This is a genomic window from Stenotrophomonas rhizophila (assembly GCF_003651185.1).
Taxonomy (GTDB): domain Bacteria; phylum Pseudomonadota; class Gammaproteobacteria; order Xanthomonadales; family Xanthomonadaceae; genus Stenotrophomonas; species Stenotrophomonas maltophilia_Z.
Window position 1 is genome coordinate 251,965 of the sequence record NZ_RCDC01000005.1, and the last position, 15,086, is coordinate 267,050.

Here is a 15,086-nt window from a genome sequence, read left to right on the forward strand (position 1 = left end):
ATCAACCAGATGCAGGGTGAGGCGGTCTGTCATGGTCACCCCAGTGGCAGGTCGTCATCGTCGCTGGGCATCGGCCGCAGCAGGTACCAGGTGATCGCGCTGGCGGCGGCGGTGACCGCCCAGAACATGAAGAACCCCAGCGTGTAGCCCAGCTCGCGGCTGATCTCGTGTTGCGGGAAACTGATGTCGCGCAGGCGCAGCGGGTCGACAAAGGCGAAGAACACCACGCTGGCCAGGCCAGCCGCGACGAAGCTGGGCCACAGGATGGCGCCCCATTGCTGGATCAGCCGTCGGCGGCTGCCGTCGGGCGGGTCGTGCAGGTCGTTCATTGCGGCCACGGTCAGGAGGAGGGGGCAGGGCACGGCTATACTTCGCGCCGACCGGGGGCCGGGATCGCGAGTGCGCGCTTCCTGTCGAGCTCCCAGACTAGAAGGCTTCGCCGCCGGCTTCATTGATCCTGATCAAGGCAGCGGCAGGCCCTGCCGCCGATGCTGGGCGTTGCTGCCCGAGGGTGTTCATGTCCGATCCCACCGACAACGCGCTGCCCAATCCCGCGCTGGACCTGTGCAGCGAAGAGGAGGTCACCGGCCTGGTGCATGACTTCTACGCGCGCGTGCGCGAGGAGCCGCGCCTGGGCCCGGTGTTCACGGCGCGGATCCACGACTGGGATGCGCATCTGGCGCAGCTGGTCGATTTCTGGTCGGCGATGCTGCGCGGCACGCGGCGCTTCAAAGGGGCGCCGATGCCCAAGCACATGGCCATGGATGAGCTGGATCGCGATCTGTTCGACCGCTGGCTGGCCCTGTTCCGGCAGACCACCGCCGAATGTGGCAATCCACCGATGCAGCGGCTGGCCGATGATGTCGCCGAGCGGATCGCCGATACCTTCTGGCGTCGCTTCCAGATGCTGCGCTGGCCGAGCCTGCCGATGGCGGGCCGCCCGGGCGTGAATTGATCTGACGCAATGCGTGCGCACCCGTGCATGCGCAAGCTGGCGGCATGGATACCTTCTCGCCTGCCGCCGCCGGGCTCGCCTGGCACTTCGATCCCGAGCTGCTGCGTCGCCACGACCGGCCGGGCCCGCGCTACACCTCCTATCCCACCGCCCCGCATTTCCATGACGGCTACGGTGAGCTGGCCCTGCGCGAGGCCATCGTGGACAGCAACCGCCGGGGCCGCGCGCTGTCGCTGTACGTGCATGTGCCGTACTGCAGCAGCCCGTGCTTCTACTGCGGCTGCAACCGGGTCATCACCCGCGATCACAGCAAAGGCGTCAGCTACGTGGCCCGCGTGCTGAGCGAGGCGGACCTGATGGCGCCGCAGTTCGATCCGGCGCGCGAAGTGATCCAGCTGCACCTCGGCGGTGGCACGCCCAACTTCCTGGCGCCGGCACAGATGCGCGAGTTGATCGATGGGCTGCGCCAGCGGTTCAACTTCAGCACGGCGGCCGCGCGCGACTTCTCCATCGAGCTCGACCCGCGCTTTGTCACACGCGCCGATATCGCGGTACTCGCCGAGCTGGGCTTCAACCGCGCCAGCCTCGGCGTGCAGGATTTCGATCCGGACGTGCAGAAGGCCATCAACCGCGAGCAGGGCGTGGAGGACACACTGGATATCCTGCGTGCCTGCCGCGAGCATGGGTTGCGCTCGGTCAATGTGGATCTGATCTACGGCCTGCCGAAGCAGACACTCGCCGGTTTCGCGCAGACGCTGGAAACCGTGCTGCGCGAGCGACCGGATCGCCTGGCGGTGTATGGGTACGCGCACCTGCCGCACCTGTTCCGTGCGCAGCGCCAGATCGCCGATGCGGATCTGCCCAGCCCCGAGCAGAAGCTGGCCTTGCTGGGCCTGGCGGTGCAGCGCCTCTCGGAGGCGGGCTATCAGTACATCGGCATGGATCATTTCGCGTTGCCGGAGGAAGACCTGTCGCGGGCACAACGGGCGGGGCAACTGCACCGCAACTTCATGGGCTATACCACGCACGCCGATACCGATCTGGTGGGCCTGGGGGCCAGCGCGATCAGCCACATCGGCCAGACCTACAGCCAGAACCCGCGTGAACTGCCAGCCTGGGAAGCGGCGGTCGATGCAGGGCGGTTGCCGGTCTGGCGCGGCCTGACCCTGGACCAGGACGATGTGCTGCGCGCGGAAGTGATCGGCCAGTTGATGTGCCAGGGAGAAGTGGACGGGGCTGCCGTGGCGGCACGGCACGGCGTGGACTTCGAGACGTATTTCGCCGAGGGATTGCGCGCGCTGGCGGCACTGCAGGCGGACGGCCTGGCCGATTACGCGCAGGGCGTGGTGCGCGCGAGCGAGCGCGGGCGCCCACTGCTGCGGCTGCTGGCGATGTGTTTCGACCGCTATCTGATGCAGCCAGACCAGCCCGTGCGGTATTCCCGCGCGATCTGAGCGGGCCCGCAGCGGCGCGTGCATTCCAAAACCGGGCGCGATCAGGCACCCTATGCGCGCCGTTGCCCGGGTGGCGAAACTGGTAGACGCATCGGACTTAAAATCCGCCGGGGGCAACCCCATGCCGGTTCGATTCCGGCCCCGGGCACCAACGGTCAGTTTCACGTGTTGCCCGCGCAACGCAAACTTTACGCAGCCGGCCGCGTGCCGCCGTACGCTGCGCAGCAACTCACCTCGGACACGCCACATGGCAATCGCAGTAGGTGCAGGGAAAGCACTGGTGTGGAGCGTTGCGCTGCTGTTGGGCGGCGTGGCCCATGCGCAGGCCCAGACGCAGGTGCCGGCGCAGGCCGCAGGCGAGGTGATCGATCTGGCCCCGGTGGTGGTCTCGGGTGAGCAGCCCGGGCCAGGCATGTGGCAGGTCCGCAACCGCCAGGGCCACACACTGTGGATTCTCGGGACGGTTTCGCCGCTGCCGGCCAAGCTGGAGTGGCGCGCCGACGAGGTGCAGGCGGTGATCGCCAGTGCGCAGGAAGTGCTCGGCTCGCCGGGCTGGGCATTGGATGCCGACGTGGGCTTCTTCCGCGGCCTGACCTTGCTGCCCTCGGCGATGAAGGCTGCCCGTGATCCCGACGGACGCACCTTGCGCGAGGTGTTGCCGCCCGATCTCTACGCGCGCTGGGAAGTACTCAAACAGCGGCACATCGGCCGCGACAAAGGCATCGAGAAAGACCGGCCGCTGGTGGCTGCGACGCAGTTGTATGCTGCCGCACTGAAGGATGTCGGCCTCGGCCGTTCCTCACCGGTGTCCAGGATCGTGCAGAAGGCCAGCAAGGCGCACGGTCTCACGCCGGTCTCGACCCAGGTCGCGATCAAGATCGCCGACCCGCGGCAGGCGTTGAAGGAAGTGCGCGGCACTGCCTTGCAGGATGTCGAGTGCTTCCGCCGCACCCTGGATGTGGTCGAACACGGCTTGCCGCTGCTGGCCGAGCGCGCCAATGCCTGGTCGGTCGGTGATATCGAGGCGCTGGAGCGGCTGGCGGTGAAAGGGCAGTACCTGGCCTGCGTGGATGCCGTGGCCAACAGCGATTTCGGGCGGCGGCGTGGCTTGACCGATGTCGATGCGCAGGCGCACCGCAAATGGATGACCATGGCCGGCGAGGCGTTGGCGCGCAATGCGGTCACCTTCGCGACTGTCCCGGTCACCTCGCTGCTGACGCCCGGAGGCTACGCCGATCAGCTGCGTGCCCGGGGCTATGAGGTCCAGGCGCCGGAATGAGGTGTGAGTCACCGGCGCTTCGTAACGCGACAGCGCGCACATTCGATGTCTACCCAGTGCGAAAACTTCATGGCATAGTCAGCTTCAGTTCATTCCGGAAATCCCTCATGCCGCTGCATGCGGTCGCTTATATCAGCGACGCTATCGACGGAATCGAAACGTCTGATATCGATCAGATCCTGCGAGCAGCGATGGGGTTCAACAAAGTGGCAGGCGTGACCGGCGTGCTGATGTTCGACGGCCGGTGTTTCCTGCAGTACTTCGAAGGCCCGGAGGACGGTGTCGATTCGGTGTTCCAGCGCGTGTTCAACGCGCGCATCCATACGAATCTGCGCGAACTCGCGCGCGGATCAGTGGAGACCCGCCATTTCCCCCAATGGACGATGGCGTCGGCAGCGCTCGAACCGGATGCGCTTGCGCGTATCGTCGAGGCGCCCTGGCAGGGGTTCCAACATCGGTGTTCCGAGCAAGGCGACATGCCCGCCGGGTTTGGTCGTCTGCTGGAGGCATGGACAGGTGTTTCCGGCGAGTTGGAACCGGCGGCAGTGACATTGGGTTCGTAACGCAAAACAACGCTGGCCGTAACACAATGATCACGGTTGCACGCCTATCCTCTTTCTACCAGCTGTGACCAGTCTTGCGGGGTTTACCCTTGGAGGCTGTCTGAAAGGGTAGTAACCGCAGCTGGACCATTATTCCTTTGGCCGTCGTCCGTACTCTCCGCGGGCGGCGGCTTTGTTCTTTGTGGGGCAGGGTCGGGCGCGTTAGTCTTGCACCACCTGTCTCCCGGCTCCGTATCGCATGACGTATTCCCTGATGATGCCCCGCCTGATGGCTGGCCCGGTTCCGCGGTGCGGAGCCGCTCGATGACGCACGCCATTTCCGCCGCGGTGTCCGCGCGCATCGGGGTCATCGGCCTCGGCTACGTTGGGCTGCCGTTGACGGTGACCTTCGGCCGGCAGCAGGCCACGGTGGGCTACGACATCGATAACGCGCGGGTTGCCGAACTGCAGCGCGGCGTGGATCACACCCTGGAGCTGGAAGCCGACGAGCTCGCTGCCGCGGTGCATGCCCGCTACACCGCCGATCCTTCGCAGCTGGCCGGGTGCAATGTCTACATCGTGACCGTGCCCACCCCGATCGATGCGCACGAGCAGCCCGATCTGGGGCCGCTGCGCAGTGCCAGCACCCTGATCGCCGGTCTGCTCACGCCGGGCGACATCGTGATCTACGAATCCACCGTCTACCCGGGCACGACAGAAGAAGTCTGCGTGCCGCTGCTGGAGGCGGGATCCGGGCTGCGCTTCAACGTCGATTTCTATTGCGGCTACAGCCCGGAACGGATCAATCCGGGCGACCGCGAACGACGGTTGCCGGACATCCGCAAGATCACCTCCGGCTCGACGCCGGAAGTCGCCGCCGTGGTCGATGCCTTGTACAAGGGCATCATCACGGCTGGCACCTGGCCGGCGCCCTCGATCCGCGTGGCCGAAGCGGCCAAGGTGATCGAGAACATCCAGCGCGACGTCAACATCGCGCTGGTCAACGAGCTGGCGTTGATCTTCGATCGGCTCGGCATCGATACCCAGGACGTGCTGGATGCGGCCGGCAGCAAGTGGAACTTCCTCCCGTTCCGCCCCGGCCTGGTCGGCGGCCACTGCATCGGCGTGGACCCGTACTACCTGCTGCACAAGTCCGAGAGCATGGGGTATCACCCGGACCTGATCCACACCGCGCGCCAGGTCAACAACCGGGTCGGCGAGCATGTCGCACAACGCGTGCTGGCACTGCTGGCATCGCGCAGCATCGATGTCGCGCAGGCACGCGTGCTGGTGCTGGGGGTGACCTTCAAGGAGAACTGCCCGGACCTGCGCAACAGCCGCGCGTTGGAACTGGCGCAGCGCCTGCAGGCCTGTGGCGCCCGGGTGGACGTGCAGGACCCGTGGGTCGGGCCGGCCGCACTGGCCGATGCGGGCGTGCGCTGGGTCGATGCCCCGGATGCGGCCGGCTATGACGCCGTCGTGCTGGCGGTGGCGCATGATCGTTTCCGTGCCTTCGACGCCGCGCAGGTGCGCGCGCTGCTCACGCCGGGCGGTGTGGTGTACGACGTCAAATCCGTGTGGCCCCGGGAAGTGGTGGACGACCGCCTGTAGACTCGGGGGCAGCTATTGATTGAGGAAAGCCATGCATCGCTATCTCGCGTATCTGCTCGCCATCCTGTTGTTCCCGGTCTGCGTGTGGTTGGCCACGATCTGGCCCGCCTGGTACTGGGGCGTCGGCGTGACGGCGTTGCTGGTGCTGCTGGGCACCTGGGATCTGCTGCAGAAGCGCAGCACGCTGCGGCGCAACTATCCGGTGATGGCCCACTTCCGCTACGGGCTGGAATCGATCGGGCCGGAGATCCGCCAGTACTTCGTGCAGAGCGATCTGGAGGATGTGCCGTTCTCGCGCCAGCAGCGCGCGCTGATCTACCAGCGCTCCAAGAATGAAATGGACGTGGTGCCGTTCGGCACGCTGCGCAGCACCTATGCGGTGGACTACGAGTGGATCAACCATTCGCTGGCGCCGACCGAGATCGGCCACCACGATTTCCGCATCCAGATCGGCCCGAACTGCGCCAAGCCGTATTCGGCCAGTGTGTTCAACATCTCCGCGATGAGCTTCGGCTCGTTGTCGGCGAACGCGATCCGCGCCCTCAACGAAGGCGCGCGCCGTGGCAGCTTCTATCACGACACCGGCGAAGGCTCGATTTCGCCGTATCACCGCGAAATGGGCGGCGACCTGGTCTGGGAAATCGGCTCGGGTTACTTCGGGTGCCGTGACGATGCCGGTGGTTTCAGCGAAGAGAAGTTCGTCGCCAACGCCACCCATGATCAGGTCAAGATGATCGAGATCAAGCTCTCGCAGGGCGCCAAGCCCGGCCATGGCGGCGTGCTGCCGGCGGCGAAAGTGAGCGAAGAGATTTCGATCACCCGCGGCGTGCCGATGGGCGTGGATTGCGTATCGCCGTCCAAGCACAGCGCGTTCAATACGCCGGTGGAACTGCTGCAGTTCGTTGCGCGGCTGCGGGAGTTGTCCGGCGGCAAGCCGGTCGGGTTCAAGCTGGCCATCGGTCACCCCTGGGAGTGGTTCGGTATCGCCAAGGCGATGCAGGAAACCGGGCTGCTGCCGGATTTCATCGTGGTCGATGGCGCCGAGGGCGGTACCGGTGCGGCGCCGGCCGAGTTCATCGATCACGTGGGGGTGCCGATGCACGAAGCGCTGTTGCTGGTGCACAACACGCTGGTCGGGCTGGACCTGCGCGATCGCATCCGTGTGGGTGCGGCGGGCAAGGTCACCAGTGCCTTCGAGATCGCACGCACCATCGCGTTGGGCGCGGACTGGTGCAATGCCGGGCGTGGCTTCATGTTCGCGCTGGGCTGCATCCAGTCGCTGAGCTGCCACAGCGATAAATGCCCGACCGGCATCGCCACGCAGAATCCGCATCGCTGGCGTCACCTGGACGCGGCCGACAAGGCCACGCGCGTGCACAACTACCATGAGAACACCTTGCGCGCGCTGCGCGACCTGCTGTGCGCGGCCGGCTTGAACGATCCTTCCGAGCTGGGCCCGGAGCACATCCTGCGCCGCGTCTCGCCGGTGGAAATCCGCTCACTGGCCTCGCTGTACCGCTATCTGGCCCCGGGCGAGCTGCTGCGCAAAGTGCCCGACCATGCGGTCTTCCACGATTACTGGGCCGATGCGCGCAGCGATTCGTTCCAGCCGCCGGCGCGCATCCAGGCGCTGCGGACGAGCAAATCGCGATGACCGATGCGCGCGACGTGCGTTTGCGCGTTGGCCGTGCCGAGGAGGCGGACAGACTGTGGCTGCTGCGCACGCGCTGCGTACGTGAACTGTGCAGCGCGGCCTATCCGCCGGAGGTGATCGGGCCGTGGTCGGCCTCACCGCCGCCGGAACACTACCGCGCGCTGCTCGCCGCCGGCGGCGGCGTGATTGCCGAAGATGCCGATGGCGCACTGTTGGGCTACGGCGTGATCGATCTGGCCGGCAACGAGATCGATGCATTGTTCGTCGATCCCGACTGTGGCGGCCGTGGCATCGGCCTGACCTTGATGCAGGCCATGCAGGCGCTTGCGGATCCGGCGCGGCCGTTGGTGCTCTCGGCCTCGCTCAATGCGGTCCCGTTCTATCGTCGCTGTGGTTTTGAAGTGCTGCGCGAGGAGGACTACCCGCACCCCAGCGGCGTGTCGCTCGCCTCGGTGCGGATGCAGCGCGGGCGCTGATGCCGGCCAGCGGCCGGCACTACCGATTGCATGTCCTGACAGGCGGTCCGGCACGCCACGGTGCGCACTACCTCGGTAGTGCCGGCCGCTGGCCGGCACCTCTCGATTCACGCCTGCGCCAACCACGCCACCACGCCACGCCCGGCGCGCAGCCCGCTGGCAAAGCAGGCGGTCAGCAGATAGCCGCCGGTCGGCGCTTCCCAGTCCAGCATCTCGCCGGCACAGAAGGTGCCCGGGCGCCCGCGCAGCATCAGCTGCGTATCCAGCGCTTCCAGGCGCACGCCGCCGGCGGTGCTGATCACTTCATCGATCGGGCGCGGGTGCTGCAGGGCCAGCGGCAGGCGCTTGAGCGCATGCGCGATCTGGTCCAGCGGCAATTGCCCGGCCTCGCGACCCAGTACCTCGAACAGCAGCGCGGATTTGACCCCGCCCAGGCCCAGCTGGCGGCGCAGGACCTCGCCGAAACTTCGGCCCTGGCGTGGCTTGCCCAGTTTCTCCGCTACCTGCGCTTCGGTCTGGCCCGGCAGCAGGTCCAGCTGCAGGGTCACCTGGCCGTCGCGGGCCAGGCCGTCGCGCAGATCGGCCGACAGCGCGTAGATCAGGCTGCCTTCGATGCCGGTCGCGGTGATCACGCATTCGCCCTGCAGCGAGCGCGCTTCACCCTGCAGGTCGGTCCAGTGCGCCACCACCGGCTTGAGCGGGGCACCCGCCTGGCGCTCGCTGAAGTAGGGCGTCCAGCCGATGTCGAAGCCACAGTTGGCCGGCTTCAGCGGGGCGATGTCGATGCCGCTGGCGGTCATCGGCGCTACCCACGCACCATCCGAGCCGAGCTCCGGCCAACTGCCACCGCCGAGCGCGAACACCACCGCATCGGCCGTGATCGTGGTCGTGCCCTCGGGGGTCTCAAAGCGCGGTGCGCCCGCGTCATCCCAGCCAGTCCAGCGGTGCTGCACGTGGAAGCGCACCCCCTGTTCCTTCAGCCGGCGCACCCAGCCGCGCAACAGCGGGGCGGCCTTGCGGTCGACCGGGAACACACGTCCCGAACTACCCACATAGGTGTCCACGCCGAACGCCAGCGCCCAGGCACGCAGCGCCTCGCCATCGAAATCGGCCAACCAGCCGCCCACTGCCTCCGCGCGCTCGCGGTAGCGCGAGACGAACACCTCACGCGCATCGGAGTGGGTCAGGTTGAGGCCGCCTTTGCCGGCGATCAGGAACTTGCGGCCGGGCGACCCCTTGGCTTCGTACAGATCGACCATGTGGCCGGCAGCGCGCACGGTTTCCGCCGCCATCAGGCCGGCGGGGCCGCCGCCGATGATCGCGACCCGGCGTGGGGTGTTCACGGCAATGCTCATGCAGGCAGGATCAATGCGGCTTGACGTCGAGCAGTTCGACATCGAACACCAGCGAGGCGTTCGGCGCGATCGGGCCGGCACCCCGTGCGCCGTAGCCATACTCGGCCGGAATCATCAGGGTGCGCTTGCCGCCGACCTTCATGCCGGCAAAGCCTTCGTCCCAGCCCTTGATGACCTGGCCCTGGCCGAGGTTGAAGGTGAAGGGCTCGCCGCGGTCGACCGAGCTGTCGAACTTGTCGCCATGCTTGTCGGCGGTGCGCTCGTCGTAGATCCACCCGGTGTAATGCACGGTGACCTTGCTGCCGGGCGTAGCCTCGGCGCCGGTGCCCGGCTGGGTATCGATCTTCTCGAACTGCGCGATGCTGCCACCGGGCGGCGGGCCGGGCGGGGTGCAGGCAGCCAGCAGCGACAACATCAGGGGGGCGAGCAGGTAACGCGGCAGACGGCGCATGGGCGGGCTCCGGATCCAAAAAACGGGGACGCAAGGGTAGCGCATCGCCGGGCGCTATCATGGGCGCATGTCGAAACTGCTGCTCAACCTGCGCAATGTCGCGGACGATGAAATCCAGGATGTCACCGCCCTGCTGGACAAGGCGGGCATCGCCCACTACCGCACCGAGCCCAGCCCCTGGGGAATCTCCTTTGGCGGGATCTGGGTCCGCGATGACGCCGATCACCCCCGGGCCAAGGCGCTGATGGCCGAGTACCAGCAGGCACGCGGCGAGCGCGTCCGCGGTGAGCGTGAGGCCGCGCTGCGCGAAGGCACGGCCGAAACCTTCGGCAGCCTGATCCGGCGGCGCCCGGTGTTCGTGGTGGCGGTGCTGCTCGGCATGGCCGTCGCGACCGCGCTGGTGCTGCTGCCGTTCGTGCTGCTGCGCGGCTGATTCCCGGGCGGGTCAGGCGTAGCGCCTGCCCAGCGGCTAAAATGACGGGATGATCGCCAATACCGCCGCCTACCACTTCACCCCCGTCGCCGACCCGGACGCGCTGTGCGCGACCCTGCTGGAACGGGCGACCGCCGCGCAGCTGCGCGGCACGATCCTGGTGGCGGGCGAGGGCATCAACCTGTTCCTGGCCGGCGCCGAGCCGCAGATCGACGGCTTCTACGCCGCCCTGCGCGCCGATGCGCGGTTTGCCGGGCTGCGGGTGAAGACCAGCTACAGCCAGATGCAGCCGTTCGCCCGGCTCAAGGCCAAGGTCAAGCCGGAGATCATCAGTTTCCGCATCGACGACGGCCAGCCGCTGGCCTACCCGCGCGCGCCCTCGATCGATCCGGCCACGGTGCAGCGCTGGCTGCGCCAGGGGCACGACGACGCCGGCAAGCCGGTGGTGATGCTGGACACCCGCAATACCCAGGAAATCGAGTACGGCACCTTTCAGCACGCACTGGTGCTGCCGATCACCAAGTTCACCGATCTGCCCGAGGCCCTGGCCCCGCACCGCGAAGCGCTCAAGGACAGCACCGTGGTCAGCTTCTGCACCGGCGGCATCCGCTGCGAGAAGGCGGCGCTGTGGATGCGCAACGATGGCATGGACAACGTCCTGCAGCTGGACGGCGGCATCCTGGGCTATTTCGAGGCCGTAGGCGGTGAGGGGTATGACGGCCGCTGCTTCGTCTTCGACGAGCGCGTGGCGCTGGATGCGGCCCTGCAGCCCCTGGTCGACCAGGACGCCGGCGCCGCCTGAGCCCTCTTCACGGCGTTGATTGTCCTGAATCGTCGCGAGACGGAAATCAGCGTCTTGCCACCTGCGCCTTGTGGGCGGTGGCAAACCGGCCGGACAGCCCCATCTCAGTGGGATATCTCCTGGTTGGAACGAGCATTCATGATGCAGCTGTCGATTCTTGATCTGGCGCCGGTCTGCGAAGGCAGCGACACCACGCAGGCCTTCGCCAACATGCTGGACCTGGCCCAGCACGCCGAAGGTTGGGGCTTCCACCGCTATTGGCTGGCCGAGCACCACAACATGCCCGGCATCGCCAGCGCCGCCACTGCGGTGCTGATCGGTCATGTGGCCGGGGGCACGAAGCGCATCCGCGTCGGTGCCGGCGGCATCATGCTGCCCAATCACTCGCCGCTGCAGGTGGCCGAGCAGTTCGGCACGCTGGCCTCGCTGTACCCGGACCGCATCGACCTCGGCCTGGGCCGCGCGCCCGGCACCGACCAGCCGACCGCCCGCGCACTGCGCCGTTACTTCGACAGCGCCGACCAGTTCCCGCAGGACGTGCGTGAGCTGCTGCATTACTTCGAGCCGGCCCAGAAGGGCCAGGCCGTGCGCGCCGTGCCCGGTGCGGGCATCCCGGTGCCGGTGTGGCTGCTGGGCTCCAGTCTGTTCAGTGCGCGGCTGTCGGCGGCGATGGGCCTGCCGTTCGCGTTCGCCTCGCACTTCGCGCCGGACGCGATGGATGAAGCGCTGGCGGTCTACCGCCGCGAATTCCGTGCCTCGCAGTATCTGCAGGCGCCATACGCGGTGCTGGGCTTGAACGTGGTCGCCAGCGATTCCGAAGCCGAGGCCAAGCGCTTGTTCACCACCCAGCAGCAGAGCTTCGTCAATCTTCGCCGTGGCCTGCCCGGCCTGATCCCGCCGCCGATCGACGACATCGAAGCGTTCTGGCAGCCGCACGAAAAAGCCGGGGTGCAGAGCGCGTTGGCCTGTGCGGTGGTCGGTGACGTGCAGCAGGTGCAGGAAGGCCTCGCCGCGTTCGTGGCGCGACACAAGCCGGATGAAGTGCTGGTCACCGCCAATATCTACGACCACGCCGCGCGCAAGCGCTCGTTCGGGCTGGCGATGCAGGCATGGCGCGCACTGCAGATCTGAGGCTGGCGCGGCGTGCGAAGAAGGCGTGACCGCGCGGTTCACGTCGTCGTAGCTGCCGATCGGCTGTGATGGTGGCTCCCCTTACAGGAGCCACCCCATGGCCGAGCACGATCGTCAGCAACACATCAAACAACTGGCCGAGCTGATCCGCGGTGTGGACATCGCGATGTTCACCACGGTCGGTGCGGACGGACGCTTGTTCAGTCGTCCGCTGGGCACGCAGGAAGTCGAATTCGATGGCGACCTGTGGTTCGCCACCGGGGCCGACAGCCCGAAGATCGCGGAAATCACCGCCAACCCGCGCGTCAACGTGGCCTACGCGTCGCCGTCGGGCAATACCTATGTCTCGGTCTCGGGTACCGCGCGGGTGGTCAATGACCGCGCCAAGATCGACGAACTCTGGTCGCCGGCAATGAAGATCTTCTTCCCCGGCGGCAAGGACGACCCGAACCTGCGCCTGATCCATGTCAGCGCCGAATCGGCCGAGTACTGGGATGGCCCGGGCGGCCTGCTGGGCAAGGCGCTGTATTTCGTGCTGTCGGCGGTGACCGATGATCCGGGCGCGATGTCCGACACCGGCACGGTGGATCTCAAGCCCGGCGCGTAACCGGGTTCACAGGGCCGGCCTTGCGCCGGCCATTGTTGTGCTGAAGCCGGCCGCGGGGTCGGCTTTTTTCATGGCGCGTCGCGTGCCGGGGTGTGCCGGCGTCAGCCGAACCAGCGCTGGAACAGATCCACCGTATAGCCCACCAGCTGACCCGAACTGACGCCGAAGAACAGCACGGCGGCGACCGCGCCGATCCAGTTGAGCAGCATCAGCACGCCATCGCGTTCCAGCAGTGCCAACGCGAACAGCAGCAGCTGGAAGCCGAACAGATAATTGGTGAGCGGGATCGGCAGCGACAGCAGCACGCCGATCAGGATCAGCAGCAGCCCGGTGAACGCATGCGCAGGCAGCGGTACCAGCAGGCCGGGCATCCGCGGCTTGAGCAGGCGGTCCAGCCGCCGCAGCGGACGGTCGATCCGCTCCAGGAACCGATGCATGGTGCCGCGCTTGGGTCCGCGGTTGCGGATGAAGCCGGGCAGCCAGGGGCGGCGCATGCCGCACAGCATCTGCGCGCCGATCAGCACCACCAGCGGTCCACTGACTGCACCGCCCAGCCCGGGGATCGGGATGAAGGCCGGCAGGATCGCCACGAACAGGAACACACCGAACGCGCTCTGCTGCAGATCCTGCAGGATCTGGCCGAGCAGCAGCCGTTGCTCCGGGTCACCGTGGTCGAACATCGCCAGCAGGGTACGGATACCCTCGTTGCGGTACTGCGGCCGCGTCGGGTCCGGCGGCGTCGGCTCAGCCGGTGATGTCATCGGTTTCGTCTTCGCTCAGGGTGCGCAGCAGCAGCTTGTCGACACGGGCACCGTCGAGATCGACGATCTCGATGCGCCAGCCGGCCCAATCGAAGTACTCGCCCGCATGCGGGATGCGGCCGAAATAGTGGATGCACATGCCGGCCAGCGTGTAGTAGTCGCCATCATCGGCATCGGGCAGCTCGGCGTTGCCCATCAGTTCGCGCAGGTCTTCGATGGAGAGCGAGCCATCGACCAGGAACGAGCCGTCCTCACGGGTCACGACCAACGCGTCCTCGTCCACGTTCTCCACCGACTGCAGGCGGCCGACCACCGCGCCCATCAGATCGCTGATGGTGACCAGGCCCTGGATTTCGCCGTATTCGTCCACCACCAGCGCCATCGACTGCTGTTCCTCGCGGAAGATCTCCAGCAGCTTCATCGCATGGGTGGATTCGGAGACGTACAGTGGCTCGCGCAGGTTCTGGAACAGCGAATGGTCATCGCGCACCAGGCGCGTCACCAGGCTCTTGACCTCCAGCACACCGACGATGTCCTGATCGTTGCCGCGGAACACCGGGTAACGCGAGAATTCGTTCTCGCGCATGGTCCCGATGTTCTTCTCCGGCTCAGCCAGTGTGTCCAGCCAGGCGATCCGGTTGCGCGGGGTCATCAGGCTGTCGGCGGTGCGGTCGCCCAGGCGCATGACGCGGTTCATCATGTCGCGCTCATGGGCGTCGATCACGCCGGCCTCGTGGCTCTCGGCCACCAGCATGCGGATCTCCTCTTCCGTCACCGAGGCCGATTCGTCCTTGCCCAGGCCCAGCACGCGCAGCACCAGCCGGGTCGAGTGGGACAGCAGCCAGACGCCGGGCGCGGCAATCCTCGCCAGCCAGCTCATGGGCAGCGCCACCAGGCCGGCGATGTCCTCCGAACGGGTCAGCGCCAGCCGCTTGGGCACCAGTTCGCCGAAGATCAGCGTCAGGAAGGTGATCAGGGCCACGGCCAGGGTCTTGCCGACCACGCCGGAATAGGCGAACGCCGGGAACATGCCCTGCAGCCACTCGGCGATGGTCAGGCCGATCGCCTCGCCACCGAACAGGCCGGTCAGGATGCCGATCAGGGTGATCCCGATCTGGACCGTGGACAGGAAGTTCTCGGGCTTCTCGGAGAGCGCCAGGGCACGCTCGGCGCGCTTGCTGGAACCTGCCATCTGCTTCAGCCGGCTCTTGCGCGAGGTCATGACCGACATCTCGGACATGGCGAAGAAACCGTTCAGCAGGATCAGGGCGAGGACAATAATCAGTTCAAACACGGGCGGCTTCCCCGGTTGGTGGCAGGGAGGGCGTGTTCAAGCGATGTCGGCTACCGGAGGGCGCGTAAGCGCGGCGGTGCGGCGGGGGGGAAGGGGCGTCGTCCATAGAGTGCACCCGAAGGTGCCCGCGCATCTTAACAAAAGGCCGGGGCAGGGGTGCAAACAGAGTCGTTCAGACGGGGCCGTCCCGGCGTGAAGAAGGGGGGGAGTACCCGGAACAGACATCAAACCGTCATAATTCCGCCCGGTGCCGTCCTTCCTCGACGGCGAATAGGTTTCTC

General features: G+C 67.0%; 16 protein-coding genes and 1 tRNA gene. 12 read left to right on the forward strand and 5 right to left on the reverse strand.

Features of this window, described 5'->3' with window-relative positions; translation table 11 throughout:
• Positions 1-35: 35 nt before the first annotated feature.
• Positions 36-329 carry a hypothetical protein gene (locus tag BCL79_RS12760; RefSeq protein ID WP_121041710.1) on the reverse strand — a complete coding sequence of 98 codons (294 nt, stop codon included), beginning with the start codon at positions 327-329 and terminating at the stop codon, positions 36-38.
• Between the two features lie 188 nt (positions 330-517).
• Here BCL79_RS12760 and BCL79_RS12765 point away from each other — a divergent pair, with 188 nt between their 5' ends.
• From BCL79_RS12765 to BCL79_RS12800, 8 genes are all read left to right on the forward strand, one after another.
• Positions 518-955, forward strand: coding sequence for a group III truncated hemoglobin (locus tag BCL79_RS12765; RefSeq protein ID WP_121041712.1), 438 nt, complete (start codon positions 518-520; stop codon positions 953-955).
• 44 nt (positions 956-999) lie between these two features.
• Entirely contained in the window at positions 1,000-2,409 is a 1,410-nt protein-coding gene (gene hemN / locus BCL79_RS12770) for an oxygen-independent coproporphyrinogen III oxidase (protein ID WP_121041714.1), read from the forward strand.
• 64 nt (positions 2,410-2,473) lie between these two features.
• Positions 2,474-2,560, forward strand: a tRNA-Leu gene (locus BCL79_RS12775).
• Between the two features lie 96 nt (positions 2,561-2,656).
• The gene (locus tag BCL79_RS12780; RefSeq protein ID WP_183073775.1) at positions 2,657-3,688 is read left to right on the forward strand and encodes a TraB/GumN family protein; all 1,032 of its coding nucleotides are present in this window, start codon (positions 2,657-2,659) and stop codon (positions 3,686-3,688) included.
• A 107-nt stretch (positions 3,689-3,795) separates the two neighbouring features.
• The gene (locus BCL79_RS12785; protein WP_121041719.1) at positions 3,796-4,251 is read left to right on the forward strand and encodes a BLUF domain-containing protein; all 456 of its coding nucleotides are present in this window, start codon (positions 3,796-3,798) and stop codon (positions 4,249-4,251) included.
• A 303-nt stretch (positions 4,252-4,554) separates the two neighbouring features.
• The gene (locus BCL79_RS12790; protein WP_121041721.1) at positions 4,555-5,841 is read left to right on the forward strand and encodes a nucleotide sugar dehydrogenase; all 1,287 of its coding nucleotides are present in this window, start codon (positions 4,555-4,557) and stop codon (positions 5,839-5,841) included.
• A 31-nt stretch (positions 5,842-5,872) separates the two neighbouring features.
• Complete coding sequence (locus tag BCL79_RS12795) at positions 5,873-7,495, forward strand: FMN-binding glutamate synthase family protein (RefSeq protein WP_121041723.1); 1,623 nt, start codon at positions 5,873-5,875, stop codon at positions 7,493-7,495.
• The gene (locus BCL79_RS12800; protein ID WP_121041725.1) at positions 7,492-7,971 is read left to right on the forward strand and encodes a GNAT family N-acetyltransferase; all 480 of its coding nucleotides are present in this window, start codon (positions 7,492-7,494) and stop codon (positions 7,969-7,971) included. The genes BCL79_RS12795 and BCL79_RS12800 overlap by 4 nt, the downstream gene beginning before the upstream one ends.
• Positions 7,972-8,078: 107 nt before the next feature.
• Here the strand turns inward: BCL79_RS12800 and BCL79_RS12805 are convergent, their stop codons facing one another.
• Positions 8,079-9,326 carry a TIGR03862 family flavoprotein gene (locus tag BCL79_RS12805; protein WP_121041727.1) on the reverse strand — a complete coding sequence of 416 codons (1,248 nt, stop codon included), beginning with the start codon at positions 9,324-9,326 and terminating at the stop codon, positions 8,079-8,081.
• 10 nt (positions 9,327-9,336) lie between these two features.
• The gene (locus BCL79_RS12810) at positions 9,337-9,777 is read right to left on the reverse strand and encodes an FKBP-type peptidyl-prolyl cis-trans isomerase (protein WP_121041729.1); all 441 of its coding nucleotides are present in this window, start codon (positions 9,775-9,777) and stop codon (positions 9,337-9,339) included.
• Between the two features lie 67 nt (positions 9,778-9,844).
• Between BCL79_RS12810 and BCL79_RS12815 the strand changes: the two genes are divergently transcribed.
• The 4 genes from BCL79_RS12815 (at position 9,845) to BCL79_RS12830 (ending at position 12,750) form a co-directional block, all read left to right on the forward strand.
• A complete protein-coding gene (locus BCL79_RS12815; protein ID WP_121041731.1) occupies positions 9,845-10,210 on the forward strand; it encodes a DUF6164 family protein in 366 nt (121 codons plus the stop codon).
• 49 nt (positions 10,211-10,259) lie between these two features.
• Positions 10,260-11,012: a sulfurtransferase gene (locus tag BCL79_RS12820; RefSeq protein WP_121041733.1), complete on the forward strand. Its 753-nt coding sequence runs from the start codon at positions 10,260-10,262 to the stop codon at positions 11,010-11,012.
• Positions 11,013-11,150: 138 nt separating this feature from the next.
• Positions 11,151-12,143, forward strand: a complete 993-nt coding sequence (locus BCL79_RS12825) for an LLM class flavin-dependent oxidoreductase (protein WP_121041735.1) — start codon at positions 11,151-11,153, stop codon at positions 12,141-12,143.
• A 97-nt stretch (positions 12,144-12,240) separates the two neighbouring features.
• Positions 12,241-12,750: a pyridoxamine 5'-phosphate oxidase family protein gene (locus BCL79_RS12830; protein WP_121041737.1), complete on the forward strand. Its 510-nt coding sequence runs from the start codon at positions 12,241-12,243 to the stop codon at positions 12,748-12,750.
• A gap of 101 nt (positions 12,751-12,851) precedes the next feature.
• On the opposite strand, the gene BCL79_RS12835 is transcribed toward BCL79_RS12830, so the two are convergent.
• Both BCL79_RS12835 and BCL79_RS12840 read right to left on the reverse strand, forming a co-directional pair.
• A complete protein-coding gene (locus BCL79_RS12835) occupies positions 12,852-13,511 on the reverse strand; it encodes an exopolysaccharide biosynthesis protein (RefSeq protein WP_121041739.1) in 660 nt (219 codons plus the stop codon).
• The gene (locus tag BCL79_RS12840) at positions 13,495-14,805 is read right to left on the reverse strand and encodes a hemolysin family protein (protein ID WP_121041741.1); all 1,311 of its coding nucleotides are present in this window, start codon (positions 14,803-14,805) and stop codon (positions 13,495-13,497) included. The genes BCL79_RS12835 and BCL79_RS12840 overlap by 17 nt, the downstream gene beginning before the upstream one ends.
• Positions 14,806-15,086 lie beyond the last annotated feature (281 nt).